Genomic DNA, 18,984 nt, shown 5'->3' on the forward strand with positions numbered 1-18,984 from the left:
GTTTGAGAAACGGCAGCAAGCCGGCGGCGAGCCACCGACCCGGAGTAACCGATGAAGATCCTGCATCTGTCCAATCTCTACGCGCCGGTGATCGGCGGCCTGGAGCGCAGCATCGCCACCAGCGGCGAGGAGATGGTGCGCCGCGGCCACGAGATCACCGTGCTCACCCTGGCGACGCCGCAGGCGCCGCACGACGAGATGATCAACGGGGTACGCGTGATCCGCGTCCGCAGCGTCGCCAACACCCTGCTGCCCGGGATGAACCGGGATCCCCGCAAACCGTTCCATCCGACCGTCGCCGACCCGCTGACCACCGCGGAGATCGCGCGGGTGCTGCGCGAGAACGAGTTCGACCTGGTGCACAGTCACGACTGGCTGATGTACAGCTACCTGCCGCTGCGCAACGGGCCGACCGGGCTGCCGCACGTGCACACCGCACACGACTTCGGGCTGACGTGTGTGCGCAAGACGTTCGCGCGGGAGGGCCGCCGGTGCGACGGGCCGGCCCTGGGACGGTGTGTGCGATGCGCCTCGGAGCAGTACGGAACACCGAAGTCCGCCCTGCTCACCGCCGGTCTGCGAGCCCACCGGCACCAGGGCATCGACGTCCTCACCGCGATCTCGACATCGGTGGCGTCCGCGCTGAACCTGGCCCGGCTGCCCGGCGACCTGCCGGTGCAGGTGATCTCCAGCCTGGTCCCGGACGGCCTGGACGCGCTGGCCCGGGACACCCCGCGGCCGGAGTGGCTGCCCGACCGGCCCTACCTGCTGTTCGTCGGCCAGCTCGGCCCGCACAAGGGCCTCGGCGTGCTGTTCGACGCCTACCAGAAACTCCGCGCCGACTGGCAGGGCCCGGACGAGCCGCCCGAACTGGTCTGCCTCGGCACCCGGCGCGACGACACCCCGCCCGTCCCGGACGGCGTCCACCTGCGTACCGATGTGCCGCATCCCAGCGTGATGGCCGCCTGGCGGGGCGCCGCGGCCGGGGTGGTGCCGTCGCTGTTGGAGGGGATGGGCCAGGTGGCGGTCGAGGCGATGCTGGCCGGCGCCCCGCTCGTCGCGTCCGCCTCGGGCGGCCTGCTCGACGTCGTCGAGGACGAGGTGAGCGGCCTGCTCGTCCCACCCGGCGACCCCGGCGCCCTGCACGCCGCGCTACAGCGCGTGCTCACCGACCGTGACCTGGCCGTCCGGCTGAGCGCCGCCGGTCAGCAGCGTGGCCTCGCCTTCACCGCGGCCCACGTCGTACCGAAGATCGAGGAGGTCTACCGTGCCTGCATCGCGGCCCACGCCCGCTGACCGTCCGGCCCGCATCCTGGTGGTCGGCTCGGGCTGGCGGTTCCTTTCCGGGATCAGCTACTACACCTGCCGGCTCAGCAACGCGCTCGCGGAACGCTACGAGGTCGGCGCGATCCTGATGCGCCGGCTGCTGCCGGCCCGGCTCTACCCCGGGCGCGAGCGCGTCGGTCACTCTCTCGCCGACCTGCGCTACGCCGAGGACGTACGGGTCTTCGACGGCATCGACTGGTACGCCGTCCCGAGCCTGTTCCGGGCGCTGGCGTTCCTGCGCCGATTCCGTCCGGAGGTGCTGGTGCTCCAGTGGTGGACCGGTACGGTCCTGCACTCCTACCTGGCCCTCACCCTGGCCGCCCGGGCCCTCGGCATCCGGGTGATCGTGGAGTTCCACGAGGTGCAGGACACCGGGGAGGCCCGGCACCGATGGGCGGCCCGGTACGTGCGCCGCTGCATCCGCCCGATGCTGAGCCGCACCGACGGCGTCGTCGTCCATTCCCGGTACGACCAGGCGGCGCTCGACGAGGCGTACCGGCTGGACGGGGTGCCGTGCGAGGTGGCACTGCACGGCCCGTTCGACCACCACGCGCCCGACCGGCCGGTACGCGAACCCGGCGACGACGTCTGCCGCCTGCTGTTCTTCGGGACGATCCGGCCGTACAAGGGTCTCGAGGATCTGATCGAGGCGTTCGCGTCGCTGGGCCCTCGCTACCACCTGACCGTGGTGGGGGAGACGTGGGAGGGCTGGACCCGGCCCGGCGAGATGATCGCCACCTCACCGGTTCGGGACCGGATCTCGTTCGTCAACCGGTACGTGGCCGACGCCGAGGTCGACGAGTACTTCGCGAACGCCGACGTGGTGGTGCTGCCGTACCGGCGCAGCTCGGCCAGCGGGCCGCTGCACATCGCGATGAGCCACGGCCTACCGGTGGTGGTCACCGCGGTCGGCGGGCTGGTCGAGGCGGCCGAGGCGTACAGCGGCGCGGTCCTGGTGCCGGCCGCCGACCCGGACGAGCTGCGCCAGGCGATCGTCCGGGCGGCCGCGCTGGCCGGGCGGCGGCACACCGATCCGTCCTCCTGGGGGCGCACGGTCGACGCGTACGCCCGCCTGCTCGACCGGATCGGCGCCGGCCGGGAGGCCGGTCAGGACAGCGACACGTCGTCGAACCAGACCGTGCCGGTGTTGTCGCCCGACTTGAGGTGAAGCTGGACGCTGGTCGCCCCGGCCGGGGCGACCGCGTCGACGGTCAGCTTCGTCCAGCCGCTGGTGCCCTTCGCGACCTGCTTCGAGCTGGTCTGGCCCAGCCAGCGGTCGTTGATGTCGAACCAGCTCAGCGCGATCTCGTTGGTACCGGTCACGTCGACGCCGCGGGCCCACGCCTCGGCGTGCCACCGGGCGCCGGCCGTCACCGGGGCGATCGGGGAGGTGCGGATGGACGGCACGTTGGCGCCGGACCGGTGGGTTCCCCGGAAGCGGACCGAGAAGGAACCGGTCCGGACCGCGTCCGTCGCCCGCAGGGCGACGCCCTCGTCGGCCAGGTACGGCCGCCACGGCGAGGCGGCCGGGTTCGACTCGAAACCCAGGTCCAGGATGCCGTTGCCCAGCTTCCCGCCGGTCCAGGCGGTGCGCACCACCGAGACGGCGGGCTTCGCCGACCCGTCCGCGCGGTACAGGCCGAACCGGTACTGCGCCGGCATCTGGGAGACCTGCGAGTTGGACGGGATCGCGCCCTGGCCGAAGTCGTACAGCGTCCACGGCGCCACCGACTTCACCCCGGCCGTCCGGGCCGCCTCGAACACCCGGCCCAGGAACACGGCCTGCTCACCCTCACTGTGACCGACCGTGCTCAGCCCGGTCTCGCCGATTATCAGCGGGGACGGGCTGACCGCCGCCTGGGCACGCCGGATCTCCGCGTGGGCACGCTCCGAGTTGCCGTAGAAGTGGTAGTCGTAGAAGTCCAGCGGGGTTGACGTCAGCGACGCCTTGATCCGGGCCAGGCCGGGCGCGCCCGTGCCACCGTCGACGGACAGGGTCAACGGCATGTTCGGTACGGCGGAGCGAACCGCCGGGATCAGCTTGCGAACCCACGCCACGGCGGCCGCGTCGCTGGGCTGGAACTCGTTCTTCAGCTCGACGGACAGCACCCGGCGGTCGTTCGCGTACGGGGCCAGCACCGCCTTGGTCCAGGCCGCGCTGCCGGCCGCGTCCTGGTAACCCGCCCACCAGTCGAACAGGGTGAACTTGACGGTCAGGCCGTGCGCGTCGGCGATGCTGACGAACTTGCGGAGCCGCTCGGTGTACTCGGCCTTGGGCTGGGGGAAGCCGAAGGACTGCGGGAAGACGATCACCCGGACGTTGTCGGCGCCGAGCTCGGCGGCCTTCGCCATGTCGGCGTCGATGCGGGTGGCGTCGAACTTGGTCCACATCGCCGACCAGCCGGCGTTCGACGGGTAGTAGTTGATGGTCTTGGCGGCGAGCGTCGCGGCGAGCCGGCTCTTCAGAGCGCTCGACTGCACGGCGGCCGACTTGACCGGCGTCTTCGGCAGCGCCGAGGACTTGGGGGTGACCTTCTTGACCGTCACCTTCTTGGTGGTGGCCTTCTTGGCGGTGGCCTTCTTGCTGGACGCCTTCTTGGCGGCGGCCTTCTTGGCGGCGGCCTTCTTGGCGGCGGCCTTCTTGGCGGCGGCCTTCTTGCTGGTCGCCTTCTTGGGGGTGGCCTTCTTGGCGGTGGCCTTCGACGACGCGGAGGCCTTGTGCGTGGATGAGTGCCGCGGCGCCGCGAACGCCTCGGGAGCCGGCACAGCGAGAGCGAGCATCAGCGAGGAGAGCAGAATCGCCGCGTGCTTGCGAGCAGTACGCACTGAGTGGGCCAGCCCTTCACCTTGGAGATTTCCCTACGGACTCATCTATTCGGTCCTCCAACTGGCCGCTGGAGAGTTGCGCCTGCTGCAACGTGGTTGCAGCCCGGTAGCGGACCCTCCTCCACCGCTCGACACGGCGGCCCCGGCCGGCGGACGCCGACCGGGGTAGGTTGCAGAAAGGTTGTCGCGGCGGGGGCCCACCGGTCTCAGGCCGGATAGCGCCCTCGGCTCTCAGGCCGGACAGTGCCCCGGCTCTCAGGCCGGATAGTGCCTCGGCGTGAAGACGGCCGTGGTGCCGTCGCCGCGAGTGACCGCACGGGTCTGCGACGAGCCGATGATCAGCAGACAGCGCATGTCGATGGTGGCCGGATCGAGCGCGGCCAGGGTGGTGATCCGCACCGACTCGGCCGGCCCGCCCACATCCCGGCCCACCACCACCGGCGTCCCCGGGCGGCGGTGGCCACGCAGCAGCTCCAGCGCACGGACCAGCTGCTCCCGGCGGCTCTTCGACGCCGGGTTGTAGACGGCGATCACCAGGTCGGCGGCGGCGGCCGCCGCCAACCGCGACTCGATCACCGACCACGGCTTGAGCCGGTCCGACAGCGACAGGATGCAGAAATCGTGCCCGAGCGGCGCCCCGGCCCGGCTCGCCACCGCCTGCGCGGCGGTCAGACCCGGGATGATCCGGATCGGCACGTCCGCCCACTGCGGGTCCTCGGCCACCTCCAGAACGGCCGCGGCCATCGCGAAGACACCCGGGTCACCGGACGACACGACCGCCACCCGACGCCCCCGTTTCGCCAGGTCCAGGGCGAACGCGGCGCGCTCCGCCTCCACCCGGTTGTCGGACGAGTGCCGGCGCTGCCGCGGGTTCGGTGGCACCCGGTCCACGTACGGGCCGTAGCCGACCAGGTCGTCGGCGGCCGCCAGCGCCTCCTGCGCCTCCGGGGTCAGCCAGTGCCGGGCGCCCGGCCCGAGCCCCACCACCGTCACACCGCCGGTGCCGCGGTCGTCGCCGCTCGCGAACCGGGTCAGCGCGGCGGCGTTCGCGTCCTCCAGGCTGACCAGGCCGCCGGCCGGCTCCTCCGGCGCCACCGTGCCGTTGAACGTGGTGTCCACCGGGGCCTCGGCGAGCCCGAGGCCGAACGCGGTCGCCGCCGGGCTCGGCAGCAGGGCCAGAGAAAAGTACGGCACGGTGGCCGGGTCGACGTCCCGCAACGGGCCGGAACGCTCCCGGCCGGTGGTGGCGCGCTCCACATACCAGGCGTCGTCGAGCCGGCCCGCTTCGGCGAGCGCCTCCCGGACGCCCTCGAAGGTGCGGCCCAGCTTCATCACCGCCGCCGAGTCGGTGGCGGCCAGGCGCTCCGCCAGATCCTTCGGCTCCAGCGTGCCGGGCAGCACGGTCAGCACCTCGTCCCGCTCCATCAGCGGCCGGCCGAGCACCGCCGACGCGGCGCTGACCGAGGTGACACCCGGGACGACGGTGGCGTCGTACCGGCCGGCCAGGCGCTTGTGCATGTGCATGTAGGAGCCGTAGAAGAACGGGTCACCCTCGGCCAGCACCACCACGTCCCGGCCGGCGTCCAGGTGCGCGGCGAGCCGGGCCGCCGACTCGGCGTAGAAGTCGTCGATGGCGCCCTGGTACCCGCCCGGATGGTCGGTCGTCTCGACGGTCACCGGGTAGATGAGGGCTTCCTCGATCTGGCCCTCCCGCAGGTAGCCGGCCGCGATGGCGCGCGCGTTGCTACGCCCGTGCCGGGCCGCGTGATAGGCCACCACGTCCGCCGCGGCGATCAGCCGGGCCGCCTTCACAGTGACCAGCTCCGGGTCGCCGGGGCCCAGCCCGACCCCGAAGAGGCGGCCGGTCTTCCCTACTGGCTGGTTCGTCATCTCTTCCGTTCCGACCTGTTCCACTTCATTCCGCTTCCAAGGCTTCGCGCCGCATCGGCCTCATTCCGCTTCCAAGGCTTCGCGCCGCATCGGCCTCATTCCGCTTCGGAGGCGAGGGCGTTCACCGCGGCGGCGGTGATGGCACTGCCACCCCGGCGGCCACGCACGATCAGATACTCCAGGCCGGACTCGGCGAGAGCCTCCTTGGACTCGGCCGCGCCGATGAAACCGACCGGGATGCCCAGCACCGCGGCCGGCCGGGGCGCGCCCGCGGCGACCATCTCCAGCAGCCGGAACAGCGCGGTCGGAGCGTTGCCGACCGCCACCACGGCCCCGCCCAGCCGATCACCCCACAGGTCGAGGGCGGCCGCGCTACGGGTGTTGCCGATCGCCGCGGCCAGCCCCGGCACCGCCGGATCCCGCAGCGTGCAGATCACCTCGTTGCCCGCCGGCAGCCGCGACCGGGTCACCCCGGACGCCACCATCTCCGCGTCACAGAGGATCGGCGCACCGTCGAGCAGCGCCTTCCGCGCCGCGGTGACCACACCCGGACTGAACCGGACATCCTTCACCAGATCCACCATCCCGCAGGCGTGGATCATCCGGACCACCACCCGCGACACGTCCTCCGGCAGCCCTGAGAGATCCGCCTCGGCCCGGATGGTGGCGAACGAGCGCCGGTAGATCTCCGCGCCGTCGTGCACATACTCCATCAGGGCCTCCTAGCCACAGCCACGATGTCTCCCAACCCGCTCACGGCCGCGCCGCCCCCGCCGATCCTCGGCGATCCCGCCCCGGCCGTCGATGGGCCGACCAGTCCGGATCCGTCACCCTCCGCACCGCAACTCCCCGTCGGGCCCCCGATTCCGGATCGGTCGTCGTCCGCGCCGGTCATCTCCGATGGGTTGACCGGTTCGGATCCGTCACTCTCCGTGCCGTGAGTCGGCGTTGGGCGCCCGAATCCGGATCCGTCACTCTCCGTGCCGTGAGTCAGCGTTGGGCGCCGGAATCCGGATCGGTTGCTGTCCGCGCCGACCATCTCCGATAGGTCGACGAGCCGAGATCCGACACCTTCCGCGCCAGAGATCCCGATCGGACCAGCCAGGTCACTCTTCGCGCCGGCCGTCCCCGACGGCCGGGCCGGGCCGGAGCGGTCACCGTCCGTGCGGGCGACCAGGTAGCCGTCGGCGGTCGCCTCGACACGGACGTGCGGGCCGGACGGGCTGCCGCACGCGCGGGCACAACCCACCCAGTGAACCGGCAGGCCGTCGACGAAGCGGGCCGCGGCGGTGGCGTCGGCGCGCACGTCGGCCAGCGACTTCGCGCAACCCGGCCGCCCGGCGCAGGCGGTCACCCCGGACCAGGGCGAACCCGCGGCCACCGCCAGCCCGGCCGCGGCCAGACGGTTCGCCCAGTCGGGCGCCGCCGACGGCGGCAGATCGGCCACGATCACCCCACGCCAGGAGGTCACCACCAGCTGATCGGCCTCTTCCAAAACCCTGAGGGGTACGCCGGACAAGCGCCCCAACGGCACCAACGCCCCCACCGCCGCCAGCCCGTCCTCCTGAGCCACCACGCCGGCCAGATCGGTGGCGTCGGTGGCCTCGACCGGCGCCGCCGCGGCCACGGCGACAGGCGTCAACCCGAGGGCGCCGGCCACCCGGGCCGACACCCGGGCCGGGCCGTCGGTCAGCTCCCGCAGCCGCCACGCGGCCGGGCCGTCACCCCGCTGCTCCTCCCGCTCGTCGAGGAACGCGTGCGCCGCCGCGATCAGCGCGGCCACCACCCGGTCGGCCTCCACCCGGAGCCCGGTGTCGTGCCCGGCGAAGCGGATCGCGAACAGCCCGCCACCGGTGTGCCCCCGAGCCCCCGATCCGACAACCGCATGGGCGGTGGTCGCTGCCGGCGTGGCGTGGACGGTGGCTGCCGGTGCCGCGGGGCTGGCGGCGGCGGTGGTGACCACTGGTGGGGTGGTGTGGGCGGTGGCTGCCGGTGCTGCGGGGCTGGCGGTGGTGGGGGCGGCGGTCATCGACGGTGTGAAGCCGGTGGTGGTGTGGGTGCCGGCCGCCGACGGTGTGGAGCTGGCGGCGCCGGTGGTGACCACTGGTGGTGTGGGGCTGGTGGTGTGGGCGCCGGTCGCCGGTGGTGTGGGGCTGGTGGTGTGGGCGCCGGTCGCCGGTGGTGTGGGGCCGGCGGTGTGGGTGGTGACGGCTGGTGGTTCGGGGTGGGTGAACGCCGACGGTGTGGGGCTCGTCGTGGGCGTCGATGGTGTGGGGTCGGCGGTGGCCGGGTGGGTGGGGGCCGGGACGGCGGCGACGTCGGGGGACAGGGGGACGTGGCCGAGGGCGAACAGGAACTTGCCGGGCAGGCCGGCCAGGGTGGGATCGCCCAGGATGGCGTTGTCCAAGGCCGATATCAGAGCGCGGATCGCCGATCCCGGGAGCGGGGGCGACGCGATGTTCCGGACGTTGTCGTGAGTCGGTGAGGGCAGCAGCCCAGCGGCGCGCAGGCGGGTCGCCAAGGCCGGGGCGTCGGTGGCCGACAGGCCTCTGAGCTGGATATTCGCCCGCGAGGTTAGCTCCAGAGCGCCGTCGCCGAACTCCTCGGCCAGCTCGCGCAGCGCCCGCAGCCGGGCGCCGGTCAGCAGCCCGCCGGGCAGCCGGACCCGGGCCAGCAACCCGTCGGCGGCGGCGTGCAGCCGCAGCGCGCCGGGGCAGGCGTCGGTGTCGGAAGTCCGGACGCGAGACATGGCCCGGATACTACGGCCGACCCCCGACAGGAATTCACCTTCGCCTCTCGGTGGGTCGGCAGCGTCACAACGGCCGTCGCGCCTTGACGTGGGACACCGGGGTTCGGAAAAGTTATGGCCCACGAGCGGCGACGCCGCGGAGGAAGCCGGTGCGAATCCGGCGCGGTCCCGCCACTGTCACCAGGGAGTTCGAGCCCTGGGAGCCAGGAACTCCGGTCGCCGTGACATCCGACTACCCGGGGCGCGGACCCCGAGGGGAGCGCGCGCGTGTTTCTGCTGCTGTCGACGTCCGACACCGACCTGCTCAGCGCCCGGGCCAGCGGTTCGGCCTGGCGCCCGGCCAACCCGGCCCGGACCTCGGTCTCCGATCTGCCCGCCCTGCTCGACGGGGCCGACCTCGTCGTGGTGCGCATCCTGGGCGGCCGCCGGGCCTGGGAGGAGGGGCTGGACACGCTGCTGGCGAGCGGTGTGCCGGTCGTGGTCCTGGGTGGTGAGCAGGCGCCGGACGCCGAGTTGATGAAGCTGTCCACGGTGCCCGCCGGGGTGGCCGCCGAGGCGCACGCCTATCTGGCGCACGGCGGCGCGGACAATCTGGCCTCGCTGCACGACTTCCTCTCGGACACGGTGCTGTTGACCGGCAACGGGTTCGCGCCGGCGGTGGAAAGCCCACAGTGGGGTTTCCTGCCGCGCCCGGAGTCCACCGGCGAGGCGACCGTGGCGGTGCTCTATTACCGGGCGCATCACATGGCCGGCAACACGGCGTTCGTGGAGACGCTCTGCCGGGCGATCGAGGCCAAGGGCGCGCGGGCCATGCCGATCTACACCGCCTCGCTGCGGACCGCCCCGCCCGAGCTGCTGACCGAGCTGCGCAAAGCGGACGCGCTGGTGGTGACCGTGCTGGCGGCCGGTGGCACCCGCCCGGCGACCGCGAGTGCCGGCGGCGACGACGAGGCGTGGGATGTCGGGGTGCTCGCCGACCTGGACGTGCCGATCCTCCAGGGGCTGTGCTTGACCAGTTCGCGGGCGGCCTGGGAGGCGAGTGACGACGGGCTGACCCCGCTGGACGCGGCGACGCAGGTGGCGATCCCGGAGTTCGACGGCCGGATCATCACGGTGCCGTTCTCGTTCAAGGAGATCGACGAGGACGGGCTGTCGGTCTACGTGGCCGACGAGGAGCGGGCGTCGCGGGTGGCCGGGATCGCGGTGGCGCACGCCCGGCTGCGGCACGTCCCGCCCGCCGACCGCAGGATCGTGCTGATGCTGTCGGCCTACCCGACCAAGCATTCCCGGATCGGCAACGCGGTCGGTCTGGACACACCGGCCTCGACGGTCGCCCTGCTGGCGGCGATGAAGGAGCGCGGCTACCGGGTCGGCTCGTTCACCGAGTACGACGGCGACGGCCTCATCCACACGCTGATCGCGGCCGGTGGGCAGGATCCGGACTGGCTGACCGAGGAGCAGCTGTCCGGAAACCCGGTGCGGATTCCGGCGTCCCGCTACCGGTCCTGGTTCGATGCGCTGCCGTCCGGCTTCCGGGAGAGCGTCGAGCGGCACTGGGGCCCGGCGCCCGGTGAGCTGTACGTCGACGGCGGCGACATCGTGCTGGCCGCGCTCCGCGACGAGAACATCGTGGTGATGGTCCAGCCGCCGCGCGGGTTCGGGGCCAACCCGGTCGCCATCTACCACGACCCCGACCTGCCGCCGAGCCACCACTACCTGGCCGCCTACCGTTGGGTGGCCGACGAGTTCGGCGCGCACGCGGTGGTGCACGTCGGCAAGCACGGCAACCTGGAGTGGCTGCCCGGCAAGAACGTCGGCATGTCCGCGTCGGACGGCACCGACGCGGCCCTCGGCGACCTGCCGCTGATCTATCCGTTCCTGGTCAACGACCCGGGCGAGGGCACGCAGGCGAAACGGCGGGCGCACGCCACCCTGGTGGACCACCTGATCCCGCCGATGGCCCGCGCCGAGTCCTACGGCGACATCGCCCGGCTGGAGCAACTGCTCGACGAGCACGCGACCATCGCGGCTCTCGATCCGGCGAAACTCCCGGCCATCCGGGCCCAGATCTGGACCCTGATCCAGGCCGCCAGGATGGATCACGACCTCGGCCAGCGGCACCGGCCGGGCGACGAGGAGTTCGACGACTTCATCATGCACATCGACGGATGGCTGTGTGAGGTCAAGGACGTGCAGATCCGCGACGGGTTGCACGTGCTGGGCGCGGCGCCGTCCGGTGAGGCGCGGATCAACCTGGTGCTGGCCATGCTGCGGGCGCGGCAGATGTGGGCCGGTCAGGTGGCGGCGCTGCCGGGTCTGCGGGAGGCGCTGGGTCTCGCGGAGGACGCGTCCACCGCGGAGACCGACGCGATCGAGGCGCAGGCGCGGGCACTGGTGACGGCCATGGAGGAGCGCGGTTGGCCGACCGTGGTCCCGGCTGATCTGATCGCCGCCCCGGCGGACGGCGCTTCCGCCGTGCTTTCGGCCGCGCTCCCCGGCGTACGCGATATTTCGGATTTGTCGTTAATGCCTGATGTGGTGCGTGTGCTGGAGTTCGCGGCCACCGAGGTCGTGCCGCGGCTCGCCCGCACCACCGACGAACTGACCAACGTGCTGCACGCGCTCGACGGCGGTTACGTCCCGGCCGGCCCCAGCGGCTCCCCGCTGCGCGGCCTGATCAACGTGCTGCCCACCGGCCGCAACTTCTACTCCGTCGACCCCAAGGCCATCCCGAGCCGGCTCGCCTGGGAGACCGGGCAGGCGATGGCCGAGTCGCTGCTCAAGCGTTACCGCGACGACCACGGCGAGTGGCCCCGCTCGGTCGGGCTCTCCGCCTGGGGCACCAGCGCCATGCGGACCGCCGGCGACGACATCGCCGAGATCCTCGCGCTGATCGGTGTCCGGCCGATCTGGGATCCGGCGTCCCGGCGGGTCACCGGGCTGGAGCCGATCCCGGCCGGGGAACTGGGCCGTCCGCGCATCGACGTGACAGTCCGCGTCTCGGGCTTCTTCCGCGACGCGTTCCCGCACGTGGTGGCGATGCTCGACGACGCGTTCACCCTGATCGCCGGGCTGGACGAGCCGGACAACTTCGTCCGCGAGCACGCTCTGCGCGACCAGGGCGAGCACGGCGACTGGCGGCGGGCCACCATGCGGATCTTCGGGTCGCGCCCGGGAGCGTACGGCGCCGGCATCCTTCCGCTCATCGACAGCCGGAACTGGCGGGACGACGCCGACCTGGCCGAGGTGTACGCGGTGTGGGGCGGCTTCGCGTACGGGCGGGACCTGGACGGGGTGCCGGCTCGCGGGGACATGGAGAACGCGTACCGCCGGATCGACGTGGCCGCCAAGAACATCGACACCCGCGAGCACGACATCGCCGACTCCGACGACTACTTCCAGTACCACGGCGGCATGATCGCCACGGTGCGGGCGCTCACCGGTCGCGCGCCGGCGGCGTACATCGGCGACTCCACCAACCCGGACCAGGCACGGACCCGCAGCCTGACCGAGGAGACCGCGCGGATCTTCCGGGCCCGGGTGGTGAACCCGCGCTGGATCGCCGCGATGCGGCGGCACGGCTACAAGGGCGCCTTCGAGCTGGCGGCGACGGTCGACTACCTGTTCGGGTACGACGCGACCGCCGGCGTGGTGACCGACTGGATGTATGAGCAGCTCGCCGCGTCCTACGCGCTGGACGACGAGAACCAGAAGTTCATGCGGCAGTCGAACCCGTGGGCGCTGCACGGCATCACCGAACGGCTGCTGGAGGCCGCCGACCGCAGGCTGTGGGAGGCACCCGAACCGGAGACGCTGGCCGCGCTGCGTGCGCTCTACCTGGAGACCGAGGGCCAGCTGGAGGACGGCCCGGCCTGAGGTAAACGGCTTGCGGCGCGCCGGGCGTGACGGAAGGCTGAGTGGATGATCGTCAGACGTGAGACCCCGGCCGATGTCGCCGTGATCCGGGCGGTGACGGCCGCCGCCTTCACCGCGCCGCACTTCCGGGAGCCGCTGCCGGACGGGGTCGAGCCCGACGAGGCGCCGCTGGTCGGCAAGCTGCGCGCCGACGAGGGCTGGCTGCCGGCGCTGTCGCTGGTGGCGGTGGTGGACGGCGCCGTGGTGGGGCATGTGGTGTGCACCCGTGGCCACGTCGGCGACGCGCCCGCCCTCGGGCTGGGGCCGGTCAGCGTGGACCCGAAGCATCAGCGGCGTGGGGTCGGTTCGGCGCTGATGCACGCGGTGCTGGGCGCCGCCGAGGCTCTCGGCGAGCCGCTGGTGGTGCTGCTCGGCGACCCGGCCTACTACTGCCGGTTCGGGTTCGTGCCGGCCGCCGAGCACGGCATCGAGCCGCCGGTGCCGGAGTGGGCGCCGCATTTCCAGGTCCGCCCGCTGACCGCCCACGATCCGGCGGTGCGGGGCGTCTTCACGTACGCCGCGCCCTTCAACGAGATGTAGGGCGCGGGTCCTACTCGGCGTCCGGGCGGCGGAGCAGGTAGGTGTCCATGATCCAGCCGTGGCGTTCGCGGGCCTCGGTGCGGGTCTCGACGATCCGCTCGGCCACCTCGGACACCCGGCCGGCGTCGAGCAGCTCGTCCGCGGTGCTGACGTAGGCGCCCCAGTAGATGTCGGCGTCCGGGTGCGCGGTGAAGGCCTGCTGGGCGTCGAGCATCACGACCACGTCGTCGACACCCTCCGGCCAGCCCTCGGCGAGCCGCCGGCCGGTGGTGATCTGCACCGGGCGGCCCACCCGGTTCAGGCCGATCCGGTGTTTGGCGGCCAGGGCGGAGACGCTGCTGATGCCGGGGATCACCTCGTACTCGAAGGTGATCCCCCCGCGCTCCAGGATCTCCTCCAGGATGGCGATCGTCGAGTCGTACAGCGAGGGGTCGCCCCAGACCAGGATCGAGCCGATCTCGTCGTCCTTGAGGTGCTCGGTGATCAGCTCCTCGAGGACCAGGGAGCGGCGGTGCCGCCAGTCCGCGACCGTGCCGGTGTAGTCGGCCGGGGTGCGGTCGCGATCCGGGTCGCGGCCCTCCACGATCCGCTTGTGCGGGTGCCCGTAGTGCCGGATCAGGCCTTCCCGCAGTTCGATCAGGCTCGCCTTGGCCTCACCCTTGTCGAGCAGGAAGAACACATGGGTACGACCGATGGCCTTCGCCGCCTGGAGGGTCAGATGGTCCGGGTCGCCAGCGCCGATTCCGACTACACAGATCTTCCGCACGCCCTGCAGTCTGCCCTATGCCGAGTCGGACGGTGGTGGGAGGCATCCGCCGTTGGCAGGTGTGCCGTCAATGCGCGGCGCTATGAGACTCGAGCTGGATATGGCGTGCCTGGTAGATCGCCTCGTGTGAATCCGCATCGACTCCTCATCCAAGAAGGCCCCGCCGCAGTCACCAACCTGCTCCGATTCCCGTGCCATTCCCTCACGTCGGTGATATTCGGCGTGGGGGAACGGCACGGGATGTTCAGTATTGCGATGCGCTCGCCGGCCGTTACCTGTCAGGGCGGTGTGCACATCGAAGGTCTCTCATTCCTCAGTGCTTGATACACTTCAAAGTGGAGACGTACCGCTTGCTCTTACCGTCCGATCCTGGGACATCCGCGAACGTGGACATGCACCAATCCTGCTGGCCGCTGAATGAGTCCGTGAGTGTCTTAGTGACGCCAGTCAGCCCACAGTCGTACTGCCCAGTGCCCTGCCGGCAAACCTTCTGATTGCTGTACAGGCTGGAGCCGCCCTTCCGCTGATACACAATCTGCAGCGTGTATGAAAGCGGAATCTCGCAGCGAAGGTATCCGTTGAACTTGATGGTGCTGCCGCTGGTGGTGATTCTGGTCAGCGGTTCCGTGCAGTTGTTGCCGTTACCGCTCGGCCCACCAGGCGCGTCTCCTGCCTGGGCGGGAGACGCACCTCCCATCAGTGCCAGGAAGATCGCTGCTGTAACGGCGACACTGGTTCTGCTAATACGCTTAGCGTGAGCCACGACATTCCTCAACCTCAAACCCCCATTGCGTTTGTCGGACGCATCTCGCCCTTGGTTCTGGTGATCTTTGATCACGCGATCGAGGCTACATAGTGAACCGGGATCGCAGGTCGGTCAAATGATCACGGGAAGATAACGTCCCAATAGTGGTAGGTCTGTGCCGGCGGCGCAAACGGGCACCGGTACCCTCCGGGAGGCTTCGGGAACTGTTTGGCGAGAAGGAACTGAGGGGGAGCAAGCGGCGAATCACCTCCACCGCGAGTTCGTCAGTGCTCAAACTGCAGCCAGTTCACGTTGACGAACTCGGCGCCTTCAGCTGAGGTGAACGTCACGAAGACGGTGTGCGTGCCGGTCACCGGCTTGAGCACGGCGGTGTCGGTACGCCATTTCTGCCAGCCGCCGGTGTTGCCGACCGACAGCTCGCCGACCGGATCGTTGGTCCGGCTGTCCAGCCGGATCTGCACCCGCCCGGTGATCCCGGCGCCGGACGACACCCGGATCCGGGCGGCCGTCGCCGGCACCGCCCCGAAGGCGAAGTTGTCGAACCGCAGGTGGTCGTCGCGGTTGATCCAGCCGACGTTGTCCCCGCCGCCCTCGTCGTCGGTGGGCTGGGTGTCGACGCCGGCCAGCTCGGTCGCCGCCTCGGCCTGGAGCACCGGGTACTTCACCGGGTTCGGCTCAGCGGAGGCCGGCGTGGCCGATGGCGCCGCCGGCGGTGTGGTGGTGGCGTCCGGGGTGACGACGGTCTGCCCGGTGATCACCGGGTCGGCCGGCGTGTCCTGCCAGCGCCCGAGCAGGTAGCCCACCAGGACCAGACCGACGCCGCCGAGCGCGAGGAGCGCCCGGCGGCGGTTCTGCCACGACCTGGTGCGATAGACGTTCGGGGATCGATTTTCCACCCGGTCAGGGTAGTCAGACCGTTTCGGCCACGATCGACTCGGTCGGCGGTGCGGCGAAGTGGCACGCGGTGTGCAGCTTCTCCGTGTGCTCCAGCAGCGCCGGGTCCTGCGTGGCGCAGATGTCCTCGGCCTTCCAGCAGCGGGTGCGGAAGCGGCAGCCGGACGGCGGGTCGACCGGGCTCGGCACGTCGCCCTGCAGACGGATCCGGCTCTTCGGCGGGACGCCGCGGACCACCCCGATGTCCGGCACGGCGGAGAGCAGCGCCTGGGTGTACGGGTGATTCGGCTTCTCGTACAGCTCGTCGCGCGGACCCTCCTCGACCACACGGCCCAGGTACATGACCGCGACCCGGTCGCAGAAGTGCCGCACCACGCCGAGGTCGTGCGCGATGAAGACGAAGGCGATGCCCAGGTCTTTACGCAGGTTCTCCAGGAGGTTCATGACCTGCGCCTGGATCGACACGTCCAGGGCGGAGACCGGCTCGTCGGCCACGATCACCTTGGGCCGGGCCGCCAGTGCGCGGGCGATGCCGATGCGCTGCCGCTGGCCGCCGGAGAACTCGTGCGGGTAGCGGTTGTAGTGCTCCGGGTTCAGGCCGACCATCTCCAGGAGTTCCTGAACCCGCTTGAGCTCGCCGCTCTTCGGCACCATGTCGTGGGTGCGCAGCGCGGTGCCGACGATGGCGCCGACGGTGTGCCGCGGGTTCAGCGACGAGTACGGGTCCTGGAAGATCAGCTGGATCTCGCGGCGGTAGGGCCGCAGCTGGCGCTCGTTCATGTGGGCGATGTCCACGCCCTGGAACCGGATCTGCCCGCCGGTGGGCTCGAGCAGCCGGGTGATCAGGCGGGCCGTGGTGGACTTGCCACAGCCGGACTCGCCGACCAGGCCCAGCGTCTCGCCGGGCTGGAGGGTCAGGTTGACCCCGTCGACGGCCTGGACCCATTTGTTGCCTCGAGCGAGGATGCCCTCACCCTTGATCCGGAAGTGCATCTTGACGTCGTCGAGTTCGAGCAGCGGTGCGCCCTCGACCTGGCGAACGCCCGATTTGGCAGCGGTGGCAGCGGTCATCGTCGTGTTCCTTACGGCAGCCGGGGGAGGACTTCGGCCTCGAACACCCGGTCGGGGTCGTGGAGGTGGCAACGGGAGGCACGGCCGGTGTCGGCGGTGCGCGCGATCAGATCCGGCCGCAGCGTCCGGCACAGGTCGCCCTCGACCCGCTCGCGGAATTCGCACCGCGGGTTGAAGGCGCAACCGCTCGGCATGGCGAGCAGGCTCGGCGGCGATCCGGGGATCGGGTGCAGCGGGCCGGGCGTGCCGGAGACCGCCGGGATGCTCTCCAGAAGACCCCAGGTGTACGGGTGCAGCGGCGAACCGAGGATCTTCTCGACCGGGCCGTGCTCGACCGCGTTGCCGGCGTACATCACCAGGATGTCGTCGGCGATCTCGGCCACCACGCCGAGGTCGTGGGTGATGAAGACGACCGCCGAGCCGAAGTCCCGCTGGAGGTCCGCGATCAGGTCCAGGATCTGCGCCTGCACGGTCACGTCGAGGGCCGTGGTGGGCTCGTCGGCGATCAGCAGCTTCGGGTCGTTGACCAGGGCCATGGCGATCATGGCGCGCTGCCGCATGCCGCCGGAGAACTCGTGCGGGTACTGGTCCACGCGGCGCTTCGGGTTCGGGATGCCGACCCGGTCGAGCATCTCGATGGCCCGCTCCTTGGCGGCCTTCTTGGACGTCCGGTTGTGCGACCGGTACGACTCCATGATCTGGTCGCCCACGGTGAAGTACGGGTGCAGCGAGGACTGCGGGTCCTGGAAGATCATCGCGGCGTCGGCGCCACGGAACGACATCATCGCCCGCTCCGACATGCCGACGATCTCCTTGCCGCCGACCTTGATCGACCCGGTGATCTTGGTCGACTTGCGGTCGTGCAGGCCCATCACCGCCATGCTCGAGACACTCTTGCCCGAGCCGGACTCGCCGACGATCGCCAGCGTGCGGCCCAGCGGCAGGGAGTAGCTCAGGCCCTGCACCGCCTTGACGATGCCGTCCTGGGTGGGGAAGTGCACGTGGAGGTCGGAAACCTCGAGGTAGGCCTGCTCGTCCGCCGATCGGGCCCGGGGTGTCCGGGTCACCGTGTGCGGGGCCCGGACCGTCTGGTCGCTCATGCCTGTGCCGCCTTTGTGCTGCGTGCCGTGGTGGGGTAGGGGTGGCCGGCCGGGATCATCCGAGCCGGACCCGCGGGTCGAGGAAGGTGTAGACGATGTCGACGACGAGGTTCATCAGCACCAGCACCACCGAGCCGAGGAGCACGGTCCCCATCAGCACCGGAAGGTCGTACTGGTTGAAGGCCCGGATGCTGAGCAGGCCCAGGCCCGGAAGGCCGAAGATGCTCTCGGTGAAGATGGCGTTGGTGAGCTGGAAGGCCACATCCAGACCCAGGATGGTGACCACCGGGGTCAGGCCGGCCCGGACGCCGTGCCGGTAGACGACCCGCCGCTCGCTGATGCCCTTGGACCGCGCGGTGCGGATGTAGTCCTGGCCCAGCGTCTCGATCATCGAGGCTCGCGAGTAGCGGGTGTAGGAGGCGGCGTTCGTCAGGCCCAGGGTCATCCAGGCGGCGAGCAGGCCGCTCGCCCAGGCCCAGGGATTGGTCAGGAGCGGGGTGTACTGCGCCGGGGGGAACACGGTCGCGTACAGGGCGACGAGCAGGGCGACCACGAAGTACGGCACCGAGTTGACGAGCAGGCTGGTGCCGACGGTGACCTTGTCCATCGTCGAGCCGCGGCGCTTCGCGGCGAGGGTTCCGGTGAACACGCCGACGCCGAAGTACACGATCGCGCCACCGAGCACGATCGACAGGGTCACCGGCAGCGCGTCCGCCAGCATCTTGGTGACCGGCTGGCCGAGCGTGTAGGAGTAGCCGAGGCAGGGCGCCGGGCACTCGGTAACCACGCCACCGGCGGTGGTGTAGGTCCGGCCTGCGACGATGCCCTTCATGTAGAGGCCGATCTGGGCGACCGCCGGCTTGTCCAGGTCGAGGCTTCGCTCGATCGCCTCGATCCGCTCCGGAGTGCATCGAGTACCACAGATCACGCCCGCCGGGTCGGTCGGCGCCAGGAAGAAAAGCGCGAAACTGACAATCAGGGTGACGATCACGACCGAGATCGCGCTCGCCAGCCGACGCAGGATGTAGAACAGCACCGCGGGTTCCTCCGGATGACACAGACGCGGGTTCAGGGGCGCCGGCCGGGATCGCCGGCGGCGGGAAGAGAACGTTTTCGAGCCACGGTGGCCCGGCCCATGATG

General features: G+C 71.1%; 14 protein-coding genes and 1 riboswitch. Of the genes, 4 read left to right on the top strand and 10 right to left on the bottom strand.

Features of this window, described 5'->3' with window-relative positions; translation table 11 throughout:
• The first annotated feature begins 51 nt into the window (after positions 1–51).
• Both J5X75_RS35190 and J5X75_RS35195 read left to right on the top strand, forming a co-directional pair.
• On the top strand, positions 52–1,296 hold the full coding sequence (locus J5X75_RS35190) for a glycosyltransferase family 4 protein (protein WP_208471965.1): 1,245 nt from the start codon (positions 52–54) through the stop codon (positions 1,294–1,296).
• The gene (locus J5X75_RS35195) at positions 1,268–2,494 is read left to right on the top strand and encodes a glycosyltransferase (protein ID WP_307798465.1); all 1,227 of its coding nucleotides are present in this window, start codon (positions 1,268–1,270) and stop codon (positions 2,492–2,494) included. The genes J5X75_RS35190 and J5X75_RS35195 overlap by 29 nt, the downstream gene beginning before the upstream one ends.
• Here J5X75_RS35195 and J5X75_RS35200 read toward each other — a convergent pair.
• The 4 genes from J5X75_RS35200 to J5X75_RS44905 form a co-directional block, all read right to left on the bottom strand.
• Positions 2,434–4,152, bottom strand: a complete 1,719-nt coding sequence (locus J5X75_RS35200; RefSeq protein ID WP_307798467.1) for a glycoside hydrolase 5 family protein — start codon at positions 4,150–4,152, stop codon at positions 2,434–2,436. The two genes, J5X75_RS35195 and J5X75_RS35200, sit on opposite strands and share 61 nt — an antisense overlap.
• A 255-nt stretch (positions 4,153–4,407) precedes the next feature.
• Positions 4,408–6,042, bottom strand: coding sequence for a precorrin-2 C(20)-methyltransferase (locus J5X75_RS35205; protein ID WP_208471966.1), 1,635 nt, complete (start codon positions 6,040–6,042; stop codon positions 4,408–4,410).
• Positions 6,043–6,137: 95 nt separating this feature from the next.
• Positions 6,138–6,755, bottom strand: a complete 618-nt coding sequence (locus tag J5X75_RS35210) for a precorrin-8X methylmutase (RefSeq protein ID WP_238490522.1) — start codon at positions 6,753–6,755, stop codon at positions 6,138–6,140.
• Positions 6,755–8,791 carry a ferredoxin-like domain-containing protein gene (locus J5X75_RS44905; protein WP_238490523.1) on the bottom strand — a complete coding sequence of 679 codons (2,037 nt, stop codon included), beginning with the start codon at positions 8,789–8,791 and terminating at the stop codon, positions 6,755–6,757. Before J5X75_RS44905 ends, J5X75_RS35210 begins: the two co-directional genes overlap by 1 nt.
• A gap of 103 nt (positions 8,792–8,894) precedes the next feature.
• Positions 8,895–9,024, top strand: a riboswitch (cobalamin riboswitch).
• 34 nt (positions 9,025–9,058) lie between these two features.
• Here J5X75_RS44905 and cobN point away from each other — a divergent pair.
• Together cobN and J5X75_RS35225 are read left to right on the top strand one after the other, a co-directional pair.
• Positions 9,059–12,667 carry a cobaltochelatase subunit CobN gene (gene cobN / locus J5X75_RS35220; RefSeq protein WP_208471967.1) on the top strand — a complete coding sequence of 1,203 codons (3,609 nt, stop codon included), beginning with the start codon at positions 9,059–9,061 and terminating at the stop codon, positions 12,665–12,667.
• A gap of 45 nt (positions 12,668–12,712) precedes the next feature.
• A complete protein-coding gene (locus J5X75_RS35225; RefSeq protein ID WP_208471968.1) occupies positions 12,713–13,246 on the top strand; it encodes a GNAT family N-acetyltransferase in 534 nt (177 codons plus the stop codon).
• Positions 13,247–13,256: 10 nt separating this feature from the next.
• On the opposite strand, the gene cobF is transcribed toward J5X75_RS35225, so the two are convergent.
• The 6 genes from cobF to J5X75_RS35255 form a co-directional block, all read right to left on the bottom strand.
• Positions 13,257–14,012, bottom strand: coding sequence for a precorrin-6A synthase (deacetylating) (gene cobF / locus J5X75_RS35230; RefSeq protein WP_208471969.1), 756 nt, complete (start codon positions 14,010–14,012; stop codon positions 13,257–13,259).
• A gap of 313 nt (positions 14,013–14,325) precedes the next feature.
• Positions 14,326–14,850 carry a hypothetical protein gene (locus J5X75_RS35235; RefSeq protein ID WP_208471970.1) on the bottom strand — a complete coding sequence of 175 codons (525 nt, stop codon included), beginning with the start codon at positions 14,848–14,850 and terminating at the stop codon, positions 14,326–14,328.
• Positions 14,851–15,041: 191 nt separating this feature from the next.
• Positions 15,042–15,674, bottom strand: a complete 633-nt coding sequence (locus J5X75_RS44910; protein WP_208471971.1) for a carbohydrate-binding protein — start codon at positions 15,672–15,674, stop codon at positions 15,042–15,044.
• A gap of 13 nt (positions 15,675–15,687) precedes the next feature.
• Entirely contained in the window at positions 15,688–16,743 is a 1,056-nt protein-coding gene (locus J5X75_RS35245; protein WP_208471972.1) for an ABC transporter ATP-binding protein, read from the bottom strand.
• Positions 16,744–16,754: 11 nt separating this feature from the next.
• On the bottom strand, positions 16,755–17,843 hold the full coding sequence (locus J5X75_RS35250; RefSeq protein WP_208471973.1) for an ABC transporter ATP-binding protein: 1,089 nt from the start codon (positions 17,841–17,843) through the stop codon (positions 16,755–16,757).
• A gap of 55 nt (positions 17,844–17,898) precedes the next feature.
• Positions 17,899–18,879 (bottom strand): ABC transporter permease, encoded by a 981-nt coding sequence (locus J5X75_RS35255; RefSeq protein ID WP_307798470.1) that lies wholly within the window; start codon positions 18,877–18,879, stop codon positions 17,899–17,901.
• Between the last annotated feature and the right edge of the window lie 105 nt (positions 18,880–18,984).

It is taken from the genome of Actinoplanes flavus (assembly GCF_017592555.1).
Lineage (GTDB): Bacteria > Actinomycetota > Actinomycetes > Mycobacteriales > Micromonosporaceae > Actinoplanes > Actinoplanes flavus.

Excerpts from the sequence above, each read along its gene's own strand:
- J5X75_RS35190 (WP_208471965.1), top strand. The coding sequence starts at position 52 with ATGAAGATCCTGCATCTGTCCAATCTCTACGCGCCGGTGATCGGCGGC.
- J5X75_RS35205 (WP_208471966.1), bottom strand. The coding sequence starts at position 6,042 with ATGACGAACCAGCCAGTAGGGAAGACCGGCCGCCTCTTCGGGGTCGGG.
- J5X75_RS35210 (WP_238490522.1), bottom strand. The coding sequence starts at position 6,755 with ATGGAGTATGTGCACGACGGCGCGGAGATCTACCGGCGCTCGTTCGCC.
- J5X75_RS44905 (WP_238490523.1), bottom strand. The coding sequence starts at position 8,791 with ATGTCTCGCGTCCGGACTTCCGACACCGACGCCTGCCCCGGCGCGCTG.
- J5X75_RS35225 (WP_208471968.1), top strand. The coding sequence starts at position 12,713 with ATGATCGTCAGACGTGAGACCCCGGCCGATGTCGCCGTGATCCGGGCG.
- J5X75_RS35245 (WP_208471972.1), bottom strand. The coding sequence starts at position 16,743 with ATGACCGCTGCCACCGCTGCCAAATCGGGCGTTCGCCAGGTCGAGGGC.
- J5X75_RS35250 (WP_208471973.1), bottom strand. The coding sequence starts at position 17,843 with ATGAGCGACCAGACGGTCCGGGCCCCGCACACGGTGACCCGGACACCC.